Here is a 24,323-nt window from a genome sequence, read left to right on the forward strand (position 1 = left end):
GCGCAGCAACCGCGCGCGGCGGGGCAAGAGCGGAAGACGGCTGAACAGCGCGTCTTCATCAAGATCACGGCGGCGACGGAGAACGCCGGCCTGCTCGTGCAGCTGAAGCAGCTGCTTCAGCTGCATCCTGGCCCACTGGCCACGGTGCTGTTCTACGAAAGCACCGGGAAGCTGCTCGCGCTTTCAGATCGCTACAGCATCAAACCAACGCCTGACTTGCTCCATGAGATGGAGCAAATGCTGGGGCAGGATACGGTGAGGATCAGATAAACTCGATTATAAATAAAGAGAAAAACTGCAAAAGTGCAGTTTTTCTCTTCGAAAACGCTTGGTTTTGAATAAAAGGCCTGCTAAAATGCAGGCTTTTTCTTTAACACGCCAAATCCCTCATTTTTACTGAAATGCATTAATGCAGGAGCTCCATATTCTTATGCCGTTTTTATCTCGTATCGAACAGCAAAAACTCATAATCTCGTTATAGCGGGCCTATTTTGTTAATAAATAAATCCCAATGAGCCTTCTCCAATCCTTTGTCATTTTAACCTCCTTAATTAATAGAAATAAACGCCCCGATTCCATAGCGATATGGATGGGGCGTTTTTCGTAAGATGATCATCAGTTATCAGTATATTAGTAATGGGATCGTTTATCCAATCCCAGTGAGGCTGCTGCTATAATGATTGGCTGTTTCAAAATCGCCATTTTGCCTGTCGGATTTCAGCTTTTTAGGGTTAGAGAATATATTGGTGCCTGGATGAGATGATAAAATTCCGTATTGCAAAAAAACCAACATTTAGGTTTTGATTATTCATTCTTGAATTGCCTTATTAGAGGTTTTTTTATGAACATTTTATGTGACACCTGCATACACTTAGGAACACGAGAGGACAGGGAGCGGGGGCAAGGGAGGTTATCGTTGAGACGTTTACAAAATACTGACTCGCTGCTGGGCGATAAACACGCGTGTACAGCCTTAAAATTGATATTAAGCGCAGGAAGGCTGGAGGATATAACCGGCCAGGCAGCTTTTAAGAACTTATAAATGTTGAACATGGTGCAAGACGCCAGTAAAATTTTCGGCATAAAAGAGAACGCGCTGCGAACATTTGAAATCCGTAATTTCGCGCAGAAATGCGGAGGATAAATGTGCATTTTACATTTTTTAAATAGGGTCAACACGAAGCTCTTGGGAGGGAAAACGATGTCATTTGAATTAGCGGAAGCGCAGTTGTTGAAACGGGGAGTAAAACTTGAGGAGATTGCCCAAATTGTTTATAAGCTTCAATTGCCGTATCATGATGATTTGACGGTAGAACAATGCTATGATAGCGTGAAGGCGGTATTGCAAAAACGCGAGGTTCAGTATACGCTTTTTACGGGAATTGCACTTGATGAACTGGCGGAGCGAAAGCTGCTCCCTGAGCCTTTGCAATCGATTATGGAAGCGGATGAGCCGCTCTATGGCGTGGATGAGACGATGGCGCTGGGCATCACTAGCGTGTTTGGAATGATTGGGCTGACGAGCTTTGGTTATCTGGACAAGGTTAAGCCGGATTTGATCGGCAGACTGAATAATCAGGGAGATCATATTCATGTTTATTTGGATGATCTGGTCGCGGGGCTTGCTGCCGCTGCTTCGGCACGGATCGCCCATAAAAGTCAAAAGGCAACAAACTACTCCAAGGGCTGATTTATTGGTCTATAATGCGTGTTCAACAACTCTGCCCGACTTGTTGAACTTCCTCTAATTAAGTCATAAAATGCCGGAGTTTATGCGGACTCCGGCTTGTTTTTAACTCCCTTGCTCTGTTGCGGGACTTTTGAACATTATGTTATCATTACTCTATTATACGGGCTTTAGTTGAGAGGTTAGGGGGCTTTGAGTAGGGCATGTGGACCGTAATGTATATTGCTCCTACCGCTAAGATTGCGGAAATGATCAAGTCAAAACTCACAGAGGAAGGCTTTCTAGTCCAAACACGTCCTGTTAATTTATCCAAACAGCAGTTTGAAATATTGGTTCCTTCAGGGGAACTGGAAGAAGTTCAAGAAGTGTTGAATTCAATATTGCATCCATAAATGACAAGGAGACAACATTACATGTTATGTCCTTGTTTTCAGGTGCAATAGAGGATGTTCAGAAAGTCGGCTTTGTATAAAGACACCGATTGAAGTCATTCAAGGAGGAGCGACCGCGACTCAAAGACAAGCTTTCCTGCGGTATAGATTTCATCAGCTTCCGCTGATAAGAAATAGATACTATACCGACACGAAGTAGCACTGAAAGGTGCATTTCGGCATCGAAGCCGAACCTAAGCTGATGCTTACAAAGTCATGATTTGAGAGGGACGTCCCGGATACTCACGTACCCCAGGCGTACGTTGTGCTTCTCATGCAAAGCCTTGTCCAATCTTCTCGGTGCTGAAAATTGGCCTTTTTGAACACATACTAATAATAAATTAACGGCTGAAGAGGTGTAGCTGTGTTTAAAGACTTATTTCAGAAAAAAAGAAAATACGCGACCATTCCTTCAGAACGTTTGGGGAGCGACGCGAATGCTACGTCGGCGGAACGGCCGAAGCGTGAAATCCCGGAAGGTCTGATGAATAAGTGCAGCCGCTGCGGCAGCATACAATACAGCAAGGAGCTTGAAAAGAACCTTAAGGTATGTCCTTCTTGCGGCTATCATATGCGCCTCAACGCGATGGAACGGATCCGTATGACGATGGATGAAGATAGCTTCATCGAATATGATCGGGATCTGGTATCCGAAGACCCGCTTGAGTTCCCGGGATATGCGACGAAGCTTGAGCAGCAGGCCCTGAAGTCGGGATTGCGTGAAGCGGTCGTGACCGGTGAAGGAACGATTGGAGGATTTCCGGTCGTGGTTGCTGTAATGAGTTTTGATTTCTTTACGGGGAGCATGGGCTCGGCTGTAGGCGAGAAAATTACGCGCGCCATTGAAGCGGCTACAGAAAAACGCCTCCCTATCATTATTTTCTCAACATCGGGTGGGGCCCGTATGCAGGAGAGTATCCTCAGTCTGATGCAAATGGCGAAGACAAGTGCGGCTTTAGCCCGTCATCATGAGCAGGGTGGATTTTATATCTCGGTCATTACCGATCCGACTACCGGTGGGGTATCGGCCAGCTTTGCTATGCTTGGTGATATTATCATCGCTGAGCCGGGAGCTGTGTTCGGATTTGCCGGCAGAATTGTGATTGAGCAGACGATTCGTCAGAAGCTGCCGGAGGATTTCCAGACCGCGGAATTTAACCTGCAGCACGGTCAGCTGGACCTTGTTGTTCATCGGAAAGAGCTTAAGGCAATGCTGACCAAATTGATCGACTTGCACAGCGTGAAGGGAGGAGCATAAATGGCTGGAGAATTGCCTTTTGAGACACCTCTTGTGAAACTGCGCGAGAAAATTAATGAACTGAAGCAGTTTGGTCAGGAGAAGGGAATCGATTTCAGCGAAGAAGTTGCACGGCTGGAGGAACGTTACAAGCAGCTGGAGGAAGAAATATACAGCTACATATCGCCATCGCAGAAGATGCATCTGGCCAGACATCATCAGCGTCCAACCTCGTTGGACCTGATTAATCTGATCTTTGAAGATTTTATTGAACTGCATGGGGACCGTCTATTTGGGGACGATTTAGCCATAGTGGGGGGGCTGGCTAAACTGGATGGAAAAGCTGTTACGGTCGTCGGCCAGCAGCGCGGCAAGGATACGAAGGACAATATCGCCCGATTCTTCGGCAGCCCGCATCCGGAAGGGTTCCGCAAGGCGCTGAGACTGATGCATCAGGCGGAAAAGTTCGGCAGACCTGTGATCACCTTTATCGATACCAAAGGCGCTTATCCGGGCAGTACAGCGGAGGAGAGGGGACAATCCGAGGCGATCGCCCGCAACCTGCTGGAGATGGCCGGGCTTCGCGTACCTGTTATTTGCGTAGTGATTGGCGAAGGCGGCAGCGGAGGTGCTCTGGCACTGGGGGTCGGCAACCGGGTCCTGATGCTGGAGAATGCTATATATTCTGCGATCTCGCCAAACGGAGCGGCCTCGATCCTGTGGAAGGATGCCTCCAAGGCGGATATGGCTGCCGAAGCAATGAGGATTACTGCCCAGGACCTGCTGGAGATGGAAGTCATCGAAGGGATTATTCCTGAACCGCGCGGTGGTGCTCATCGTGATTATGAGACGACTGCAGCAGCGATCAAACAGGAATTGCTTGTTCAATTGCAGGAACTGTCCGTTATGAATTCGGACGAGCTGCTGGAGGATCGCTACAGAAAGTTTCGTAAAATCGGCAAATTTACGGAGCAGGCAAGAATGGAAGTCGAGCTTTCCGACTCCGATGAAGCGGCAACCGCAGAGCCTGTGCCGGAAGTCAAGCCAGAGCCGGATGAGAAACATGCCGAAGATAAGGATAAAGTTGTTATAGAATCTTCCGGTTCAGGAAATGAATAGGACAGTTATATTGTTAATATGACAAATTCCCTATACAAATCGGTTAAACTGTAGTAAATTTAGTTGTTGGAAAAGATGAATCAAAAAAGTATAGAGAGAACATTAAAACGGAGGAAACCCAAAATGCGCAAAACAAAAATCGTATGTACTATCGGTCCTTCCAGTGAATCGTTAGAAAACACCAAGAAATTAATCATGGCCGGAATGAACGTTGCTCGCCTGAACTTCTCGCATGGTGATTTCGAGGAGCATGGCAACAGAATCAAGACGATTCGCCAAGCGAGCCAAGAGTTGGGGAAAACGATCGCCATACTGCTGGACACCAAAGGTCCTGAAATTCGTACCGGTAAATTGAAAGAAGAACCAATTGAACTTGTACAAGACGAGTTCATCACTTTGACCACCGAAGAAATCCTCGGTGACAAGAACCGTATCTCCGTCACTTACAAAGAGCTTCCTGGAGATGTGAAAGTGGGTTCGACTATTCTGATCGACGATGGTCTGATCGGATTGGCCGTTGAAGAAGTTCAAGGTACGGAAATCAAATGCCGCATTGTTAATGGCGGTACGATCAAGAGCAAGAAGGGTGTTAACGTTCCAGGCGTGAACATCTCTTTGCCAGGTATTACAGAGAAAGACGCTAACGATATCAAGTTTGGGATTGAACAAGGCATCGATTTCATTGCGGCTTCCTTCGTTCGTAAAGCAAGCGACGTACTTGAAATTCGTAAACTGCTCGAAAGCTCGAACGCAGCACACATCCAGATTATCTCCAAAATTGAGAACCAGCAAGGTGTGGACAACCTGGATGAAATCCTTGAAGTGTCCGACGGCTTGATGGTAGCACGTGGTGACCTTGGCGTGGAAATTCCTGCTGAAGATGTGCCGCTCGTGCAAAAATTGATGATCGAGAAATGTAACCGCGTTGGCAAGCCAGTTATTACGGCAACGCAAATGCTCGACTCCATGCAACGCAACCCAAGACCTACTCGCGCTGAAGCAAGTGACGTAGCGAATGCAATCCTTGACGGTACAGATGCAATCATGCTTTCCGGTGAGACAGCTGCTGGTAAATATCCGGTTGAGTCTGTTCAGACGATGTCCCGCATCGCTGAGAAGGCTGAATCTGCGCTTGATTATCATGGTATTCTCGTGAAGCAAAGAATCGCTCAAGAGACTACTGTTACCGAAGCAATCAGCCAAGCTGTTACAACTTCTGCGCTTGAACTGAACGCTAAGGCAATCATTACTTCGACTGAAACGGGTTATACAGCTCGCATGGTATCGAAGTATCGTCCGCAAGCACCGATCATTGCTGTAACGACCCAAGAACAAACCTTGCGTCGCCTTGCTTTGAACTGGGGCGTTATTCCGGTTAAAGGCCATACAGCTACATCAACGGATGAAATGTTCGACAATGCTATGAAGGGCGGACTTGAATCCGGTGTCGTTGTTGATGGAGATCTCGTAGTCATTACTGCTGGAATTCCTCTGGGAAGCTCCGGTTCGACGAACCTGATCAAGGTTGGCCAAGTTCATAATTAATGGATAAGATGCACGGATATAGTGCATGGAGATAAGAAGCAATGGGACAACCGGCAACGGTGTGCCATTGCTTTTTTTTCAATAGATATCGATATATTTAAGCACAAGAGGAGGAATTATAGAGCATGTATGTAAGCGAGCTCGGCATCACGCCTAAATATTTTGAATATGATATGATGGGGATTATTTATCACTCGCATTATTTGGAGTGGTTTGAGGCCGGCCGGTTGAAATTAATCCAGGACCTGGGCTTGAGTTATTTCGAGATGGAGCAGTCCGGTTATATCTCCCCGGTTCAGGAGATGAAGGTCGAATATAAGCGGGGAGTCCGTTATGGTGAAGAGGTGCTGCTTCGCACCTGGATCAAGCAGAACGGGGGAGTTAAGACCGAATATGCTTATGAAGTGTTTAACGGTGAGGGGACATTATGCGTTGTAGGTACATCGGTCCATTATGTCGTTAGGCGCGAGGACTTTAAGCCTGTGCAATTCAAAAAAGTGTTTCCTGAATGGTATGCTGCATTTGAGAAAGCAAGCAAGTCCTGAACAATTTTGATTCTGGAGTCTCAAAACGGTAAAATATGATTCATAGGTATTTTTTGCTGAAGAAACTTGCTGGTGAAAAGGAGTTATTTATGCGCAAATGGATTGCCGTTTTGATTGTATTATTTCCAATTGTAGAGTTTTGGGGATATGCTGAGGTTGGTGGAAGGCTGGGCGTAGGCAAGACGATCTTCCTGACCGTTGCGACTTCGATCATCGGCGGCTTGATGATGCAGTTCGAAGGCAGCAAAGTGATGGCAGATGCGAAATCGCAAATGAATGGCGGACAGATTCCCGGACGCACGATGTTGGATGGAATGTGTGTGTTCTTTGGGGGGATTCTGCTGCTGATTCCCGGCTTCGTTACGGACATTATCGGGTTTACGATGGTGTTCCCGCTCACCCGTATGATCTACCGGAAGCTGCTCTTGAAATGGATAGAGAAGAAGATGAAGGATGGTTCGATCACCTTTTATCGCCGTTGACTTATCTCGGTTTCATGTATACAATATTTTAAATTGAATGTTCAAAAGTCCGGTTTTCAGCACCAAAGCGGATGAGATTCTATATCGCCAGAAAAGCTGCTGCTGAATTATAGCCGCTTATCCATGAATTTGGATGGATTGGTTTTCTTATCGAAGGCGGACTTTTTAACTATCTATATAAAATTCTACGATCGGGAGAGTAGCTTATACTAACCTGCAATTAGCGAGCCGGGAGGGTGCAAGCCGGTGCAGAACAGGATGAGCGAAGCGCACCCGGGAGATGGTCTTCTGAAGCTAAGGTGAGTAGGGAGATCCGGCTGCTGGACGTTAACCAGCCTTAAGCAGGTTGGATCAGCAGGTCCGGCACGTAGAGTGGTACCGCGGGAATATAAGTCTCTCGTCTCTTCAATAGAGATGAGGGGCTTTTTTATTTGTTATTTTGGATATAGAAATAAGGAGCTGAAGATTATGGATATGGCAAAATCAAAAGTTGCACAATGGATCTCGGAGCTGCTGGCCGATACTCCTGCACAGGAGATACTGGCGTTGCTGGAGTATCCGAAGGAGGGGGCGCTGGGGGATCTGTCCCTGCCCTGCTTCAAACTTAGCAAGAAGCTGCGGAAATCTCCGCTGCAGATTGCTGCTGAGCTGAAAGAAGCGCTGGAGCCGAAGGCAGCGGAAGGTGATTTTATCGACCGGATCGAGTCGGTGTCCGGATACTTGAATTTCTTCCTGAAGCAGAGCTACCTCGCCGGGAGCGTCGTGCATACGATTCTTAACGCAGGAGAGCGTTACGGATCTAAAGACATCGGCGCCGGGAAGACGATCGTGATCGATTTCTCCTCGCCCAATATCGCCAAGCCATTTCACGTTGGCCATCTGCGTTCAACGGTTATCGGCAATGCGCTCTATCGGATTCATTCCTTCTTAGGCTATCAATCCATCGGGATTAACCATCTGGGCGATTGGGGCACTCAGTTCGGGAAATTGATTGTCGCCTATCGGCTATGGGGCGATGAAGCACGGCTGGAGCAAGGCGCGATTGATGAGCTGCTGGGTCTGTATGTAAAGTTCCATGAGGAAGCAGAGCGTGATCCTGGTCTGGAGGATGAAGCGAGAGCCTGCTTCCTGAAGATGGAGCAAGGTGACGAGGAAGTGCTGGCCCTTTGGCAGCGCTTTGTCGATATCAGTCTGGCGGAATTCCAGAAAATATATGACCTGCTCGGTGTGGAATTCGATTATTTTACAGGGGAGAGCTTCTATAACGATAAGATGGAGCCGGTGATCCAGGAGCTGAAGGATAAACAGCTTCTGGAGGAGGATGAAGGGGCCTGGCTTGTTCGTCTCGATCAATACAACATGGCTCCGGCTTTGATGCTAAAGAAGGATGGAAGCACCCTTTACCATACTCGGGATGTGACGGCGGCGCTCTACCGTAAGCAGACCTATTCATTCGACAAGGTGTTGTATGTCACGGACTACGCCCAGAATCTGCATTTTGCCCAGTTGTTCAAGGTTGTAGGGCTGATGGGCTATGACTGGGCAGAGGACGAGATGATCCATGTTCCCTTTGGCCGAGTGACTCTGGAGGGGATGAGCTTATCGACCCGTAAAGGCAATGTCGTGAAGCTGGAGGAAGTGCTGGAGCAGACGATTAAGAAGGTTGAGGAAATTATCGAAGTCAAAAATCCGCAGCTGCAAAATAAAGATGAGGTAGCCCGTCAGGTCGGAGTTGGCGCTGTCATCTTTAATGATTTGAGTGCGAACCGGATTAAGGATATCGTCTTCTCCTGGGATAATGCGCTTAGCTTCGAGGGCGAGACGGGGCCATATGTGCAGTATTGCTATGCGAGAACCTGCAGTGTATTGCGTAAAGCGGCTGCGGATCTCCTTCCCGGCAAGAAGATGGTCGAGGCCTCACTACTGGCCGAGCAATTCGATCCCGGCAAGCTGCAGTATTCTACGGAGATTGCTATATTAAAGGAATTGGCCTTGTTCCCGGAACGGATCGTACAAGCCGCAGTCAAGCTAGAGCCGTCGATCGTTACTCGCTATTTAATTGACCTTGCCCAGGCTTTCAACCGCTTTTATCATGATTGCCCGATTCTTGTGGAAGATGAGAAGCTAAGAGCGGCTCGTCTTGCTTTGGTCAAGTGCGTGCAAATTACACTTCAAAATGGATTCCGTCTGATCGGATTGCAAGCACCGGAGGAAATGTAGCTGTATAGGGGAGACGCGCGGCATTATTGCGTTCTTCCGTTCATGATATAGTCCCTCAGCTCATGGAAGACGCCGGCTTTAATAACGGCATTAATGACGACGAGGGCGACGGGCCCGATAATAAGCCCGAGTACGCCGAACAGCTGCAAGCCGACGAACAAAGAGATCATAGTAGGCAATGGATCGAGCCCGACGCTAGTCGCCAGCACCTTGGGCTCGATCAGTTGTCTGGATACAAGAACAACTCCGTATAAAATAGAAAGCCCGATGCCCAGCGCGATGTTGCCTGTCATGAAGGCATAGACGAGCCACGGGATGAGAATCGTGCCGACGCCTAAGTAAGGCAGCAAATCGACCAGTCCGATCAGAATAGCATAAGTTACCGGTGAATCGACTCGCAGGATGAGAAGTCCGATGCAGACGACGAAGGCGGTAATCGAGATCATAATAAACTGGGCCCGCAGGTACCCGAATAACGCCATTTGCAAATTGTTCCGTATAACCCCTCCCATTTTGAACCATCCCTTAGGCATAATTCCGAGGATCATCCGCTTGTTCTTATCCCAACCGTTGCTAATGAAGAAGGCAGACAGCAGGATAATTAATAAAATCAGGCCCAGGCTGGGCAATGAGGTAATCACGTTAATGACTCCATTAAGGAAGCTGGTAATGATTCGGGAAATGGCGTTGCTAATCGTTAGCGCAGCATTATCAATATTTTTAGTGAAGGTGTCGCCGTAGCCTGGATTCCGTACGATAAAAGAATTTATTTCATTAAACAGTCTTTGCAGCTCCTCGTTCTGGCCCCAAGAGATGAACTGATCGCGCCACTCCCCGATATGCTCATTAGCGGTGTCCGCAAGATGAATCATTTCCTTAACCATACGGGTGACGGCTGCTGTAATGACGATGGCTCCGGCTGAGAAGTAGACAAGTATGGCCAGTATGACGGAAGCCCAGCGCGGCAGCTTTAAGGTCTCTTGCATCCACTGGACAAATGGATTCATGGCATAGGCGATAATCCATGCGATCAGAAAAGGGTAGATGAGCGGCAGTACCCAATAAAATGTAAGGCAAACTGCCAGCATCGCAAGACATACCCAGGCACCGCGCAGTACTCGTTTTACAACCATGTAATCCATTCGTATCCCCCCTTTTTTGGATTGGACAGGTTTTACTCTATTTCTATTTCTCTTTCAAAATTAGTATTACAGAAACAAAATTTATTGGATGATGTGACTTTTGTCGTTGCAATTCGGAAAAGATTACAAAAATTTCTTTATATGTGTGAAAAAATAATTTGATGTGTCTATAACGACTCAAGTTGTTCCCTTGCTCCTAGAAATCCAGTATGATTATTTAAAAGAGTTTTAGTGTCAGTTCCTCCCTAATATTTCATCCGCGATGCTATATTACGAAAATTTTAAACTTCAAAATTGAAAATGTTTTCAATGGTTTATTTTCCCAATTTCGTATTTGAAGGAGAGATGTACATGACAGCTACCAAAGGACTTGAGGGCATTGTCGCTGCGACTTCCTCAATCAGCTCCATACATGATGGCGTGCTGGCTTATCGAGGCATTAATATCGATGATCTGGCGGAACGGGCAAGTTTCGAAGAGACTGCTTATTTGCTCTGGTATGGGAAGCTGCCAACTCAGACCCAGCTTGCTTTTCTGCAGCAGCAGTTGAGTGATTTTGCGGCTATTCCGGAGCCATTGCTGGCTCAATTGAAGTTGTTCCCGTCCGATGCCAACACGATGGCTGTTTTGCGTACGGCCGTATCGGCACTAGCTCTATATGATGAAAATGCGAATGACATCTCCAGAGAAAGCAATCAGATTAAGGCAATTAAATTACAAGCGCAGATTCCTACAATTATTGCCGCTTTTGCCCGGATTCGCGAAGGCAAGGAGCCGCTCGCTCCATTGAAGAATGTATCGATCGCGCACAATTTTCTGTATATGATGACGGGTGAAGAACCGGATGTTGTAGCCGTCAAAGCTCTGGACCAGGCGCTTGTGCTGCACGCGGACCATGAGCTGAATGCATCAACCTTCTCGGCTCGCGTGACCATTGCGACACTCTCGGATATTTATTCGGGGATCACGGCTGCGATTGGAACCCTGAAGGGACCGCTGCACGGTGGAGCCAATGAAGCGGTGATGAAGATGCTGTCCGAAATCGGCAGCCTTGATAATGTAGAGCCTTATATTCTAAATAAGATTGCGAACAGAGAGAAGATTATGGGCTTTGGACATCGCGTATACAAGAATGGCGATCCGCGTGCCAAGCATCTACAGAAGATGTCTCGACAGCTCGGCTTGCTTAAGGGAGATTCCACCTTATTCGAGATGTCAGCAAGAATTGAAGAATTGGTAACGGGCCAAAAGGGTCTTAGACCCAATGTCGATTTCTATTCTGCTTCGGTATATACCATGCTTGGAATTCCATCCGATTTGTTTACTCCGATCTTCGCGATCAGCCGCTTGTCCGGTTGGTCTGCGCATATTCTCGAACAGCTTGACGATAACCGGATTATTCGTCCGCGCGCTGAATACACGGGTCTTATCAATCAGAAATATATTCCAATTGATCTCAGATAATGGTCTGGCGGGAAATCTTCCCGCCAGTAGTTAATACATGCCTAAATTTGGCTTCGGGAAGGTTGGATAAAGCAGGAGCAGGAGAAGTGCAGCGTATATAGTTAGTACGTGAGCACTTAAGATGTTTCCTCAGGAAACATCACTTCGTAAGCATCCGCTTAGGCCTGCGGGTTCAAGCTTCAATGCCGATATGCACCTTTTAGTGCTGCTTCCTGTTAGATATAAAATTTATTCCTTATCAACGGAAGCTGATGAAATTTTATATCGCAAGAAAACCCGCCTTTTTCATCTCGCGATCGCTTAAGCCTTGAATTGGCCAAGATTGGTTTTTTTATCAAAGAGGGACTTTTTAAACAACCTTTGTTAGAATGAGAATCAGGTGAATAGCCTGTTCATTAAATATATACGAGGAGGAACCTATAAACATGCTGCAACTTACTAAGTTTGACCTTCCAACAGAAGGAGAAAAAATCGTAATCGATAACGGCAAATTGCAAGTTCCTAACAACCCAGTTATCCCGTTCATTGAAGGGGATGGAACAGGCCGTGACATTTGGAGAGCGTCCAAGCGCGTATTGGATGCTGCGGTTGAGAAAGCATACAAAGGCGAGAAGAAGATCGCCTGGTATGAAGTTTTTGCAGGGGAAAAAGCTTTTAATACATACGGAGAATGGCTGCCGGCTGATACGCTGACTGCAATCCGTGAGTATATTGTAGCGATCAAAGGGCCGCTTACTACGCCGATCGGTGGGGGGATTCGCTCCTTGAACGTGGCGCTGCGCCAAGAGCTTGACCTGTATGTATGTCTGCGTCCTGTACGTTATTTTGACGGCGTACCTTCTCCGGTGAAGCGTCCGGAGCTGGTAGATATGGTTATTTTCCGCGAGAATACAGAGGATATTTATGCAGGCATCGAATACAAGGAAGGCTCTGAAGAAGTGAAGAAGGTGCTGAGCTTCCTGCAAAATGAGATGGGCGTTAATAAAATTCGCTTCCCTCAGACTTCGGGTATCGGTATTAAGCCGGTGTCAGAGGAAGGCTCGAAGCGATTGGTTCGCGCGGCAGTTGAATATGCGATCAAGCATAGCCGCAAGAGCGTAACGCTCGTTCACAAAGGGAACATTATGAAGTTCACAGAAGGCGCCTTTAAAAATTGGGGCTATGAAGTGGCTGAAGCCGAGTTCGGCGATAAAGTGTTCACATGGGCGGAGTATGACCGCATTAAGGAGCAATCCGGTGCAGATGCTGCCAACAAGGCGCAGGAGGATGCGCTTGCAGCTGGCAAGATCCTCATTAAGGATGCGATTGCTGATATTGCCTTGCAACAGGTATTGACGCGTCCGACTGATTTTGATGTGATCGCTACGCTGAACTTGAACGGCGACTACTTGTCCGACGCTCTGGCAGCGCAAGTAGGCGGGATTGGTATTGCTCCGGGAGCGAATATCAACTATGTAACAGGACACGCCATCTTTGAAGCTACGCACGGTACGGCTCCGAAATATGCGGATCTGGACGTGGTAAATCCGGGTTCGGTTATTTTGTCTGGCGTTATGCTGCTTGAGCATTTGGGCTGGCAGGAAGCGGCTGACCTGATCTATAACGGACTGGAGGCCTCGATCAACAACAAGACGGTAACTTATGACTTTGCCCGTCTGATGGAAGGCGCAACAGAAGTGAAATGCTCGGAATTTGCCGATCACGTCATTAAAAATATGTAATAGAATTAGGTCTGTTCAAAAAGGCCGATTTTCAACACCGTGAAGGTTGGGTAAATCCAGGGACTGGGGAAGCGGAGCGCAGGAAAAGGCTGCGTGAGCAACGGAAGGGCCCGGCTGAATTCAGGATTCGATGCCGAGCCTGCTCCCTGCTTCACTTCGGGTTAGATATAGAATTTATGAGTGAGTGATCAGCTCGGCTGATGAAAATTCTATATGGCAGAAAACCTACCTTAAGTCGCTTGTTCGCTCAACTTTAAATTAGCCCTGCTGAGGTTTTCTTATCAAAAGCGGACTTTTTGAACAACCTCTAATAAGGAGCCTGGAAGAACGCTCGTTATTCTAGTTGGTAGTCTTCAAGAGGAAGGAGTCTCCTTTGGCAGGAGGCTCCTTTTAATTATTGGCAATGATAGGTATAATAGATTGTAATAAATCTAATTTATTTTGGAAGGATGATCAAGTTGTATAAGTTTATGCTATTTCTGCATATCGTAGGCACCTTGGCGTTAGGGTTCTATCTGGTGCTGCCTTTTGTAATGGCCAAAGTTAATAAATTGTCCTCTGCCGCGCAGGAAGGGACCATGAGCGCTGTGAAATCGCTGAACACCTTCGCACAGATTGGCCTTGTCATTCAATTATTAAGTGGCGGGTATATGATCAGCAAGGGAGAATATTCCGTACCTTGGATGATCATTATTGTTATCTTGTTCCTCGGCATCGGCGCTGTAGGCGGTATTATGGGCAAACCGCTGCGTCTGGCGATCGAAGGGATCCGTGCAAATCGCAGCATTTCCGCTGAGAGCAGCAAGCTGGCTACGTTAAGCTATGTGGTAGCGCTGCTTGTACTCCTGATCAGCTTCTTCATGGTATTTAGCTCTATCATTTAATCTATCGTATTAAAATAAATTCAGTAGCTCCTGATCATCATCTACTCGATGGTGGTCGGGAGTTTTTTGTATTGTCATGCGCATAACCGCATAACCTGCTTTCCTCAGGCCATCTTAATAAAGATGGACCATAACTGAACAGAAAGGAAGCGACATATCAATATGGCTAGTAGTGGGCAGAGTAAACCAACGATGCCGCCGCAGCATCAGAATCAACAGCCTGGGTTGGAGCATAAGATGAAACCCTTGCCGGACTATGAGGGACCCTATAAAGCGGCGGGGAAGCTGATGAATAAAGTCGCCCTGATCACTGGCGCTGATAGCGGCATAGGAAGGGCGGTTGCCGTTGCTTATGCAAAAGAAGGAGCAGATATCGCCGTTGTCTATTTAAGTGAGCATGAGGATGCTGCGAAGACGAAGCGAGAGGTTGAGCAGGAAGGCAGAAAATGTTTGCTGATCCCGGGAGATATCGGCAATGAGAGCTTTGCGAAGCAGGCTGTTCTGCAAACCGTAGAGCAGCTGGGAGGACTGGACATTCTCGTAAACAATGCCGGTGAGCAGCACCCGCAGCAGGATATAGCGGCTATTACCTCCCAGCAGCTTGAGAAGACCTTCCGCACGAATGTTTTTGGCATGTTTTATCTGACACAGGCGGCGTTACCGCATATGAAAAAAGGCAGTGCGATTATTAACACGGCTTCTATAACCGCTTACAGGGGCAACCCCACGTTAATTGACTATTCGGCATCCAAGGGGGCGATCGTCAGTTTCACCCGCGCCCTGTCGATGAACATCGTGGGCAAGACCGGGGTTCGTGTCAATGCTGTGGCCCCAGGCCCGATCTGGACGCCGCTGATCCCTTCGACCTTCGATGAACAGCAAGTATCCAAGTTCGGCGGGGACACGCCGATGCAGCGCCCTGGCCAGCCGGAGGAACTCGCCCCGGCGTACGTCTATCTGGCTTGCGACGACTCCTCCTACATGAGCGGGCAAGTGCTCCACATCAACGGCGGAGAGATCGTCAACGGCTAACCGAGTGTGAAGCGAAGTAGTGAGCGTGGAGAAGAGTAATGAGTGTGGATGAGAGTAATGAGTGTGGATGAGAGTAATGAGTGTGGATGAGAGTAATGAGTTGTGGAGAAGAGTAATGAGTTGTGGAGAAGAGTAATGATTTGTGGAGAAGGCTAATGAGTGAGAGCAGAATAATGAGTAAGAGTAGAGTAATGAGCGTGAAGTAGAGTAATGAGTGTGAAGCAGAGTAATGTGTATGAAGCAAAGTAATGAGCATGAAGCAGAGTAATTGAGCGTGGAGGAGAGTAAGCGCTAGGAATTCAAAAGCCCTCTTGATAGGCTTCCGTTAAAAGAAGCTGGGTCAAGGGGGCTTAATCTTACTCGGAACAAACTCTAACGAAACAGGGTATCGCTATTTGAGCAAAAACAGGCGATTTGAAATTCTAACGAAACAGAGTATCGTTATTAAGCCAAATATACAAAATAAACCCTCGATTTGGCCTAAATAACGATATGGTGTTTCGTTAGATTAAAATCGTCACGGATTTCGAGGTAATAACGTGTTGTAGTTTCGTTAGAGGTACACCTGTCCGAGGCTGAGCTAGCGATAGAGCTTGAGCCAATTTGGGCAGAAGTGGGCCGGAAGCTGGATAGCAGCCGTGGCATCACGGAGTTGCGGCGCCGCCCCCGAGCCCGACTGCGACCCGATGCTAATTATTGTTCCGGTTGCTCGGATAGCTCATCCAGCGTCATTTCGAATCCGGGGGCAAAATGCTCCAGGAAATAGCCGATTTCCGGCAGGTTCAGCACATCCAGCTTGTCATAGAGCTGTTCCTTCGCGACGGCGAACTCCCGGTTGCCGCAGGTGAGCTCCCAGGTGCATTTTAAATAGGCATCAAGGCTGTCGGCCGCTTTGACATATTTTAATAGCTCAGCATCCGCCGGGTTCGTGTCTGTTCCATTGGGGAACAGCATGATCTGGTAGCTGCTGCGAAGCTCCGGCGGCACCATGGACAGCAAGCGCTCGCCGGCAATGCTCTCCATCTCGCGGAAGCTGCCGAGCAGCTTTGGATTATGATGCTTTACCGGGGTTGGAATATCGCCGGTGAATACCTCGGTGGCATCATGGAATAAGGCCAGTGTGGCAGCACGTTCCGCATTCAGCTGACGCTGGAACAGCTTATTGCCGATCTCACAGAGCAGGTGGGCAAGCAGGGCGACATGGAAGGAATGCTCAGCTACATTTTCTTCCGTGGTGCTTCGCATTAGGCTCCATCGTTTGATCGAGCGCAGGCGATACATATAAGCGGAAAAATGATAATTCATCAGTGATAAACCTCTCTTTTTTCAGGGAAAAGTCTGTATAATTTTGTAACCTGAAGCATGGTACTATGTTATTATAAAGCTATTGAAGAGGATAAAGCTATCGGCAGTATGCAATGATTGTAATGCTTTTGTGTCATTTTGGACAATCGAGAGGAGAGCATGGTCTATGCAACAAATTCAAGAGAGTATTTATGAATTGATTGTTGAAACTTCGACGAATTTACCCGGCGATGTACGACGGGCGATTAATCGCGGAAAAGCGCGGGAGAATCAGGCGACACGGGCCGGGCTGGCTCTGTCGACGATCTCGAAGAACATTACGATGGCCGAAGAACAAGTGTCTCCGATCTGTCAGGATACAGGGATGCCTACCTTTATTATTCATACACCGATAGGCGTCAATCAGCTTGAAATTAAAAGAGCGATCCAGGCAGCGCTGCAAAAGGCGACCAAGGAGGGCAAGCTGCGTCCGAATTCTGTGGATTCGCTGACAGGGGAAAATAGCGGCGATAATCTCGGTCCGGGCACGCCGGTGGTTCATTTTGAACAGTGGGAGAATGATTATATAGATATGCGTCTGATCCTCAAAGGCGGCGGCTGTGAGAATAAGAACATCCAATACTCGCTGCCGACAGAGCTTGAAGGACTTGGACGTGCTGGTCGAGACCTGGACGGTATCCGTAAGTGTATTTTGCACGCCGTATATCAGGCACAAGGACAAGGATGCAGCGCCGGATTCATTGGCGTTGGCATCGGTGGGGACAGAACGACGGGCTATGAACTGGCCAAACAGCAATTGTTCCGTCAAGTAGAAGATGTGAATCCGAACTCCGAACTGCAACGGTTGGAGGACTATATTTTGGATAAAGCGAATGAGCTGGGGATTGGGACAATGGGCTTTGGCGGGGAGGTTACCTTATTAGGCTGCAAGATTGGCGCGGCTAATCGCTTGCCGGCGAGCTTCTTCGTCTCGGTAGCCTACAATTGCTGGGCTTTCCGCCGTCAAGGCGTGGAGATCGATCCGGCTACAGGCGGCATCGATAAATGGATCTATGAACGGGGGAATGAGGAACCGTCTGCACCACAGACCACCGCTCAAGCAGCTGATCACGCCACAGAACAGACCGCGGCATCTCAGTCTCGTGAGATCGTGCTGCAGACTCCGATTACTGAGGAGCAAATCCGCAGCTTGCGGGTCGGCGATGTTGTTATTATTCAAGGCGAGATGCATACCGGTCGGGATGCGCTGCATAAATACTTGCTTGATCATGATGCACCGGTGGATCTTAACGGAGCGGTTATATATCACTGCGGACCGGTAATGCTTAAGGATGAAGAAGGCTGGCATGTGAAGGCGGCAGGACCGACGACAAGTATCCGTGAGGAGCCTTACCAAGCGGAGATTATCAAGAAATTTGGCATTCGCGCAGTGATCGGCAAAGGCGGAATGGGGCCGAGAACGCTCGCAGCATTGAAGGAGCATGGGGGCGTTTATTTAAATGCGATCGGCGGAGCGGCGCAATATTATGCGGAATGCTTCAAGAAGGTGAACGGTGTCGACTTCCTTGAATTTGGTGTTCCGGAAGCGATGTGGCATTTGGGAGTCGAAGGATTTGCCGCGATCGTGACGATGGACTCGCATGGTGACAGCCTGCATGCAGGTGTAGAACAAGCATCGAAGGAGAAGCTGGCTACTTTTCAAGAAGCCGTATTTAAATAGATGAAGACTTTTCGAACACGATTAACCATCATATTAATGAGTCTGATCGGCATATCGATGCTTGCGGCAGGATTGACGATGGCCCAACTTTTTAGAGACTCACATATCCGGGCGCTAGAGGAGAATATGTCCCGGGAAATTGACCTGCTGCAGAGCACATTCCAATTCAAACCCGTTGACTCGAATGAAATAGAGGAATATTACTCGGAGCAGTCGAGAAAGATCGAGAAGCTGATTGATTCCAGGGTAACCTTTATCGCTTTGGATGGAACAGTGATTGGAGATTCGGAAATGCTTCCTTTCGGGATGGACAATCATTTACAGCGTAAGGAAATCATTTCGGCGACCCAGGGAGACATTGGCAGCTCGATCCGTTACAGCGAATCAATCCGTGAGAATATGCTCTATGTTGCCAAGCATGTCACGTCCGAGGACAAAAGCTTTGATGGCTATATTCGCCTGTCGATGAGTTTGCGAACGGTGGAGCGGGATCTGAATAAAGGCTGGCTCATGATGGTGGGCGGTTTGCTGTTGTTATTCTTGGCCGCAGCTCTGGTCAGTTACCGGATATCCAAAGGATTAACGAAGCCGCTGGAGCATATTACTGTAGTGGCGAACCGGATCTCACGGCTTGATTATGATGCGAGGGTCCAATTATCGCGGCGGGATGAGATTGGGCAGCTGGGGCTGGCTATCAATCGAATGGCTGGAAGCCTGCAAGAGCAGATGAAAGTGATCCGCGATAACGAGGACTTGCTGCAGAGCGTTCTCACGAATATGGTCGGCGGTATTCTGATGGTCGAAGCGGATGGACGTGTCGCTCTTATGAACCGGGAAGCAGAGGACTTCCTGCATGTGAAGCAGGAGAAGTTCATTGGCAAGTCGTGTTTGGAGCTGAAGCGGAATCATGATTTTCAGCAGTTTATGGCTGAGGGCATAGACACGAAGGAGTACCTCAAGGAAGAACGAAACGTATATGATCCCGAACAGCGCACGCTCCAGTTCGAGCGGGTGCCGATGTTCGAGGATGATGGCAAATACCGGGGGATGCTCTTCCTGCTGCAGGATGTAACGGAAATTCGCCGACTGGAGACGATGCGAAGCCAATTTGTCGCGAACGTCTCGCATGAATTGAAGACTCCTATCGCCGCGGTGAAGGGCTTTGCTGAGACACTGCTTGCCGGTGGTGTGGAGGATAAGGAGACAGAACGATCCTTCCTGCAGATTATTTATGACGAAGGAGATCGGTTGAATCGGCTGATCGGTGATATTCTTGATCTGTCGAAGATTGAGTCCAAGCTGATTCCGCTTGAATATTCACCGATTCAGCTGAAGGAATTGATTAACCGCATATACGAGGTTTTGCTTCCAACCGCTTCGCGCAAGTCGATTACGATGAGCAACCATGTTCCCGAGCATCTGTTCCTTGAAGGGGACGAGGATCGGCTCCGGCAAATATTTATGAATCTGTTATCAAATGCGATCAGCTACACATTGGAAGGCGGCAGGATTAAGGTTGAAGCCGAAATCGTTAACGCAGCGGATGACCATGAGGAGGAGCGGGTGAGGATCTCCGTGAGCGATACGGGCATCGGGATTCCGAAGAAGGACTTGCCACGTATTTTCGAGCGCTTCTATCGCGTGGATAAGGCGAGATCGCGCAGCTCAGGCGGTACCGGACTCGGGTTATCCATCGTCAAGCATCTGGTTGATCTCCATCATGGGACGATTATGGTGGAGAGCCGGGTTGGCGAGGGAACGACCTTTATCGTCGAGCTGCCGATTACACAAAATTTAGCATAAATCTGGTACGTCGTTAATTTTTATCATTATTTTACACTGCGTTAACATTGCGGTGCTATGCTGGGCTTGTCAGGAGGAATGGAGCGGGTATGGAGCCGTTTCTCCTGGCTTTATCAGTCCGTGTGTGGGCATGTTAAGTTGTATAGTCATTTTACGAATCGATAGTAGACAGGCATTCTTGAAATATGGGGGTTAATATGACTCAACGACTGCTAGTAATTGAAGATGAACCGACGTTATCAAGGCTTCTTTCCTATAATCTGACCAATGAGGGTTATCAGGTGACAGTTGCAGAAAATGGACAACTTGGCTTTGATATTGCGGCACAAGGAGAATTTGATCTGATTCTGCTTGATCTGATGCTGCCGGGGATGAATGGGTTCGAGGTACTGGCCAAGCTGCGGCAGATGGGTGTGAAGACACCGATTATTATCCTGACCGCGAAGAACGCGGAGGAAGAGGTAGTACAAGGCTTGAAGTCTGGCGCTGACGATTATATTACCAAACCCTTTGGCGTGGCTGAGCTGCTAGCCAGGGTAGCGGCGGTGCTGAGAAGATCGACGGGAATTGAGGAGAGGGAACCGCAGCAAGATCAGGACGAAGCGAAGATCTCGCTCGGACCGTTAGCGATCTTCCCGGATAAATACGAAGTCGTATTAAATGGCGAAGCGATTACGCTAAGGCCGAAGGAATTCGAGGTTTTGCTCTACTTGGCTCGTAAGCCGGGGGTTGTGCTTACGCGGGACGATCTGATGAACTCGGTATGGGGCTTTGATTATATCGGTGGACAGCGCACGGTGGACGTTCATGTCAGCTCGTTGCGGAAGAAGCTGGAGCTTGATCCGGAATCGGTGCATATCGACTCGATTCGCGGCGTTGGATATAAGCTGGTTGTCAATAAGAAGAAGGGTGCTCTGCATGGGTAATCATTCCATGGGGCACCTCTTTTTTTGAGTCTTGAATCCTGGTTCGAGCAATTTTACATAGTTCTTAAGGATCAGTAACACTCTGCGAATTAAAGTTTATTAAAATGTAAAAAAACATGTATATACATACCATTGAGGAGTGGTTGAGCATGGGATACGATACGTTGGTAATGGAACCGCAAGTACAGGAGAGCAAGCCTGCCGAATTGCAGGGTACAAAAAATGACCAGCCAGAGGCAGCTGCGGCTGAGAAAAGTCAGATCGAGATCGCTTCGTACACGAGGAATGTTCCAGCTATATCCGATAGTACATCATGCCAGCAAGTTCTGCATATATTTCAAAATAATCCTGCTGTTCCGTGTGTAGTCCCTTGTGACGATAGTAACGTACCCACCGGATTGATCATGCGCGACAAATTCTACAAGCATCTTGCCAGCCGGTTTGCAGCAGATTTGTTCTATGATCGCCCTGCCGTTATGTTCGCGGAGAAGGAGCCGCTTATTCGCGAGAGATCCACACCTGCACGTACGCTGCTGGATGCAGCCCTGGAACGTCAGGATGCCGAATTCTACGATTGTCTGATTGTGACGAAGCAGAGGAAACTGTTCGGGGTGTTGACGACCCAGGATCTGATGCTAATCTCACGAGAATTGGAACGTATGACGGATCAGCTTCGCAGCAGTGTAATTCAGGAAAGCCAAAGTCATGTGTTGGAAATTGCCAGCTCGGTGCAGCAAGTATCTACGATCTCTCACTTAAGCCTGAGCGAATCGCAGAAGATGAGCCATCTGGCCAAGACGGGGCGTTCCGAGCTAGAGGAGTTGAAGTCTTCATTCTCTCATGTGCTGGAGATGATGAAGCAGCAGCAAGGTCTTGTAACCGAGCTGCTTGAGCAGACGGATAAAATCTCATCTTTTACAGCTTCAATCCGGGAACTTTCGGAACGCAGCAAAATACTTGCTATCAATGCATCGATCGAATCTGCACGGGCAGGTGCATATGGCCAAGGTTTTTCTGTCGTGGCAAATGAGATGCGGCAGCTAGCCCAATCGACCAAGCAATTCTCGGAGGATATCGGACATGGTCTGGATATTATTCATACCCTGATCGAGCAGACAGCATCTGCCGTGTCGTCAACTTCCTACGAGATGAGCGTAAGTAACGAGCGTGTGGGCAAGGCGGATGAGACCTTCCGTGAGCTGGCGGACTCAGCCGATGTTGCTAAGGACCGCGGCAGGGAGATGTCCGATTCCTCCGCGGAAGCGACAAGAATTACTGGGGATGTACTTCATAATCTGACCTCCCTGATGTAGAGAAAAGCCTAATTTTGATTACGAAGGATGAACAGGAATTTTTTGCGCCCATATGGATCACACTCTTTAATAATCCTGCAAAGCAGTTTTTACATTGCGTTTACATTTCCGATCATTCTCCTTTACATAAGTGAGATACAATGAAGCAATGTGAAGGTTAACTAAAGAAGGTGGATGAGATGGCAACGATAACAGCACCAAAAGCAGTATCGACAACAACAGCTATTCAAATCGAACAATTAAATTTATTTTATAATCAGTTTCAAGCTCTCAAGAATATGTCACTTGATATTCCGGAGAAGGCGATTACGGCTTTTATCGGACCGTCGGGCTGTGGGAAGTCCACGCTGCTCCGGACGTTGAACCGAATGAATGATATGATTCCCGGAACCCGGGTTGAAGGAATCGTGCGCATCGGTGGCAAAGATATATACGGTGAGGACGTAGAAGTCGAGACGCTCAGGAAGCAGGTTGGGATGGTATTTCAGCAACCGAATCCTTTTCCAAAATCGATATATGATAATGTAGCCTACGGTCCGCGTCTGCACGGAATTACGAATAAAGCCGAGCTGGATGAAATTGTGGAACAGAGCCTGCGCCAGTCTGTTTTGTGGGAAGAGGTTAAGGATTTCTTAAAGAAATCGGCCATGAGCCTGTCCGGCGGACAGCAGCAGCGTTTGTGCATCGCCAGAGCGATTGCCGTGCATCCTGACATTCTTTTGATGGATGAAGCGACTGCCGCGCTCGATCCGATCTCTACACTCAAAATTGAGGAACTGGTGCAACAGCTGAAAGATAAATACACGATAGTGATGGTCACACACAATATGCATCAGGCGGCCAGGGTATCGGATAAGACGGTATTTTTCCTGAATGGTGAGATTATTGAAGCTGATGAGACGAGCAAACTGTTCTCAACGCCGCAGGATTCTCGTACTGAGGATTACATTTCCGGCCGCTTCGGTTGACATAAGGAGGATTATGAATGATACAAAGACGAGAGTTTGATCAGAATTTGAATGAGCTCCGTGAATTGCTGCAGAAGATGGGGGAGCATGTGGAGCATGCGCTGGTTGAAGCCGTTGCTGCCTTAAAAAGTCTGGATTCCAAGCGGGCCAAGGAAATCATTGATCGCGACCGCGAGCTGAACCAGATGGAGGAGCAGGTAATGGAGATCGGCTCGCGTCTTATCGTTACGCAGCAGCCGGTAGCTAAGGATTTGCGCAGAATTTTAGTTGCTTTCCGGATCTCCAGCGATTTGGAGCGGATGGGGGATCTGGCGATTGATATCGCCAAGGTGACGATTCGTCTTGAAGGTCAGACCTTGATCAAGCCGCTTGTGGACATTCCGAAGCTTGCTGAGCTCGTTGTAGCCATGATCCAAGAGTCGCTGCAATCCTATCTGGACGAGAATACAGACCTGGCTTATAAAATGGCCAAAGACGATGATGAAGTCGATCATTTGTACAGTCAGACCATGACAGACCTATACAAGATTATTATCGATCACCCTGACTCATTGCATCAGGCTATGTCCTTGACCCTGGTTGGTCGTTATATCGAACGGATTGCCGACCATGCTACGAATATCGGAGAGAGTGCCGTATTCTTGGTGACAGGGCATCGTCCAGACCTTAATCACTAATTGTATACCATTTTTGTCGAAAAGTGCCGGATATTTCTCCGGTGCTTTCTTTTTTATTATAGGGATGCCATGTGTTAGAATATAAGGAAGGAGTATCTTGAA

The 24,323-nt window shown here is 48.1% G+C and carries 21 protein-coding genes and 1 other annotated feature; of the genes, 19 read left to right on the forward strand and 2 right to left on the reverse strand.

Going from position 1 to position 24,323, the window contains the following annotated elements; all coding sequences use genetic code 11:
- From BN1360_RS13125 to argS, 9 genes are all read left to right on the forward strand, one after another.
- On the forward strand, positions 1 to 270 hold a 270-nt coding region (locus BN1360_RS13125), incomplete at its 5' end, for a hypothetical protein (protein ID WP_148466572.1).
- Between the two features lie 931 nt (positions 271 to 1,201).
- Positions 1,202 to 1,690: a phosphatidylglycerophosphatase A family protein gene (locus BN1360_RS13130; protein WP_068780312.1), complete on the forward strand. Its 489-nt coding sequence runs from the start codon at positions 1,202 to 1,204 to the stop codon at positions 1,688 to 1,690.
- 200 nt (positions 1,691 to 1,890) lie between these two features.
- The gene (locus tag BN1360_RS13135; RefSeq protein WP_068780313.1) at positions 1,891 to 2,079 is read left to right on the forward strand and encodes a glutamate decarboxylase; all 189 of its coding nucleotides are present in this window, start codon (positions 1,891 to 1,893) and stop codon (positions 2,077 to 2,079) included.
- Positions 2,080 to 2,482: 403 nt separating this feature from the next.
- A complete protein-coding gene (gene accD, locus BN1360_RS13140; protein ID WP_068780314.1) occupies positions 2,483 to 3,376 on the forward strand; it encodes an acetyl-CoA carboxylase, carboxyltransferase subunit beta in 894 nt (297 codons plus the stop codon).
- Complete coding sequence (locus BN1360_RS13145; protein ID WP_082790058.1) at positions 3,377 to 4,474, forward strand: acetyl-CoA carboxylase carboxyltransferase subunit alpha; 1,098 nt, start codon at positions 3,377 to 3,379, stop codon at positions 4,472 to 4,474.
- A 123-nt stretch (positions 4,475 to 4,597) separates the two neighbouring features.
- Positions 4,598 to 6,019: a pyruvate kinase gene (gene pyk / locus BN1360_RS13150; protein ID WP_068780315.1), complete on the forward strand. Its 1,422-nt coding sequence runs from the start codon at positions 4,598 to 4,600 to the stop codon at positions 6,017 to 6,019.
- A 125-nt stretch (positions 6,020 to 6,144) separates the two neighbouring features.
- Complete coding sequence (locus BN1360_RS13155) at positions 6,145 to 6,564, forward strand: acyl-CoA thioesterase (RefSeq protein WP_068780316.1); 420 nt, start codon at positions 6,145 to 6,147, stop codon at positions 6,562 to 6,564.
- An 89-nt stretch (positions 6,565 to 6,653) separates the two neighbouring features.
- A complete protein-coding gene (locus BN1360_RS13160) occupies positions 6,654 to 7,046 on the forward strand; it encodes an FxsA family protein (protein WP_068780501.1) in 393 nt (130 codons plus the stop codon).
- Positions 7,047 to 7,224: 178 nt separating this feature from the next.
- Positions 7,225 to 7,454 (forward strand) — a binding site (T-box leader).
- Between the two features lie 60 nt (positions 7,455 to 7,514).
- Positions 7,515 to 9,266 carry an arginine--tRNA ligase gene (argS, locus tag BN1360_RS13165; RefSeq protein WP_068780317.1) on the forward strand — a complete coding sequence of 584 codons (1,752 nt, stop codon included), beginning with the start codon at positions 7,515 to 7,517 and terminating at the stop codon, positions 9,264 to 9,266.
- Between the two features lie 23 nt (positions 9,267 to 9,289).
- Here the strand turns inward: argS and ytvI are convergent, their stop codons facing one another.
- Entirely contained in the window at positions 9,290 to 10,408 is a 1,119-nt protein-coding gene (gene ytvI / locus BN1360_RS13170) for a sporulation integral membrane protein YtvI (protein WP_068780318.1), read from the reverse strand.
- Positions 10,409 to 10,759: 351 nt separating this feature from the next.
- Here ytvI and BN1360_RS13175 point away from each other — a divergent pair, with 351 nt between their 5' ends.
- The 4 genes from BN1360_RS13175 to BN1360_RS13190 all read left to right on the forward strand — a co-directional run bounded on the left by BN1360_RS13175 (position 10,760) and on the right by BN1360_RS13190 (position 15,509).
- Positions 10,760 to 11,872, forward strand: a complete 1,113-nt coding sequence (locus BN1360_RS13175; RefSeq protein ID WP_068780319.1) for a citrate/2-methylcitrate synthase — start codon at positions 10,760 to 10,762, stop codon at positions 11,870 to 11,872.
- Positions 11,873 to 12,297: 425 nt separating this feature from the next.
- Positions 12,298 to 13,593 carry an NADP-dependent isocitrate dehydrogenase gene (icd, locus tag BN1360_RS13180; protein WP_068780320.1) on the forward strand — a complete coding sequence of 432 codons (1,296 nt, stop codon included), beginning with the start codon at positions 12,298 to 12,300 and terminating at the stop codon, positions 13,591 to 13,593.
- A 458-nt stretch (positions 13,594 to 14,051) separates the two neighbouring features.
- Positions 14,052 to 14,477: a hypothetical protein gene (locus tag BN1360_RS13185; protein ID WP_068780321.1), complete on the forward strand. Its 426-nt coding sequence runs from the start codon at positions 14,052 to 14,054 to the stop codon at positions 14,475 to 14,477.
- 162 nt (positions 14,478 to 14,639) lie between these two features.
- Positions 14,640 to 15,509, forward strand: coding sequence for an SDR family oxidoreductase (locus BN1360_RS13190; protein ID WP_068780322.1), 870 nt, complete (start codon positions 14,640 to 14,642; stop codon positions 15,507 to 15,509).
- 693 nt (positions 15,510 to 16,202) lie between these two features.
- Here the strand turns inward: BN1360_RS13190 and yfbR are convergent.
- On the reverse strand, positions 16,203 to 16,814 hold the full coding sequence (gene yfbR / locus BN1360_RS13195) for a 5'-deoxynucleotidase (RefSeq protein WP_068780323.1): 612 nt from the start codon (positions 16,812 to 16,814) through the stop codon (positions 16,203 to 16,205).
- A 166-nt stretch (positions 16,815 to 16,980) separates the two neighbouring features.
- On the opposite strand from yfbR, the gene BN1360_RS13200 reads away from it, so the two are divergent.
- The 6 genes from BN1360_RS13200 (at position 16,981) to phoU (ending at position 24,221) form a co-directional block, all read left to right on the forward strand.
- Positions 16,981 to 18,534 (forward strand): fumarate hydratase, encoded by a 1,554-nt coding sequence (locus BN1360_RS13200; protein WP_068780324.1) that lies wholly within the window; start codon positions 16,981 to 16,983, stop codon positions 18,532 to 18,534.
- Positions 18,535 to 20,337: a two-component system histidine kinase PnpS gene (gene pnpS, locus BN1360_RS13205; protein ID WP_068780325.1), complete on the forward strand. Its 1,803-nt coding sequence runs from the start codon at positions 18,535 to 18,537 to the stop codon at positions 20,335 to 20,337. It begins immediately after the preceding gene.
- A gap of 197 nt (positions 20,338 to 20,534) precedes the next feature.
- Positions 20,535 to 21,263 carry a response regulator transcription factor gene (locus BN1360_RS13210; RefSeq protein ID WP_068780326.1) on the forward strand — a complete coding sequence of 243 codons (729 nt, stop codon included), beginning with the start codon at positions 20,535 to 20,537 and terminating at the stop codon, positions 21,261 to 21,263.
- Positions 21,264 to 21,412: 149 nt separating this feature from the next.
- The gene (locus BN1360_RS13215; protein ID WP_068780327.1) at positions 21,413 to 22,576 is read left to right on the forward strand and encodes a methyl-accepting chemotaxis protein; all 1,164 of its coding nucleotides are present in this window, start codon (positions 21,413 to 21,415) and stop codon (positions 22,574 to 22,576) included.
- A 179-nt stretch (positions 22,577 to 22,755) separates the two neighbouring features.
- A complete protein-coding gene (gene pstB / locus BN1360_RS13220) occupies positions 22,756 to 23,544 on the forward strand; it encodes a phosphate ABC transporter ATP-binding protein PstB (RefSeq protein ID WP_068780328.1) in 789 nt (262 codons plus the stop codon).
- Positions 23,545 to 23,561: 17 nt separating this feature from the next.
- Entirely contained in the window at positions 23,562 to 24,221 is a 660-nt protein-coding gene (gene phoU, locus BN1360_RS13225) for a phosphate signaling complex protein PhoU (protein WP_068780329.1), read from the forward strand.
- Positions 24,222 to 24,323 lie beyond the last annotated feature (102 nt).

Origin of the sequence: Paenibacillus sp. GM2, from assembly GCF_900069005.2 — a bacterium.
Taxonomy (GTDB): domain Bacteria; phylum Bacillota; class Bacilli; order Paenibacillales; family Paenibacillaceae; genus Fontibacillus.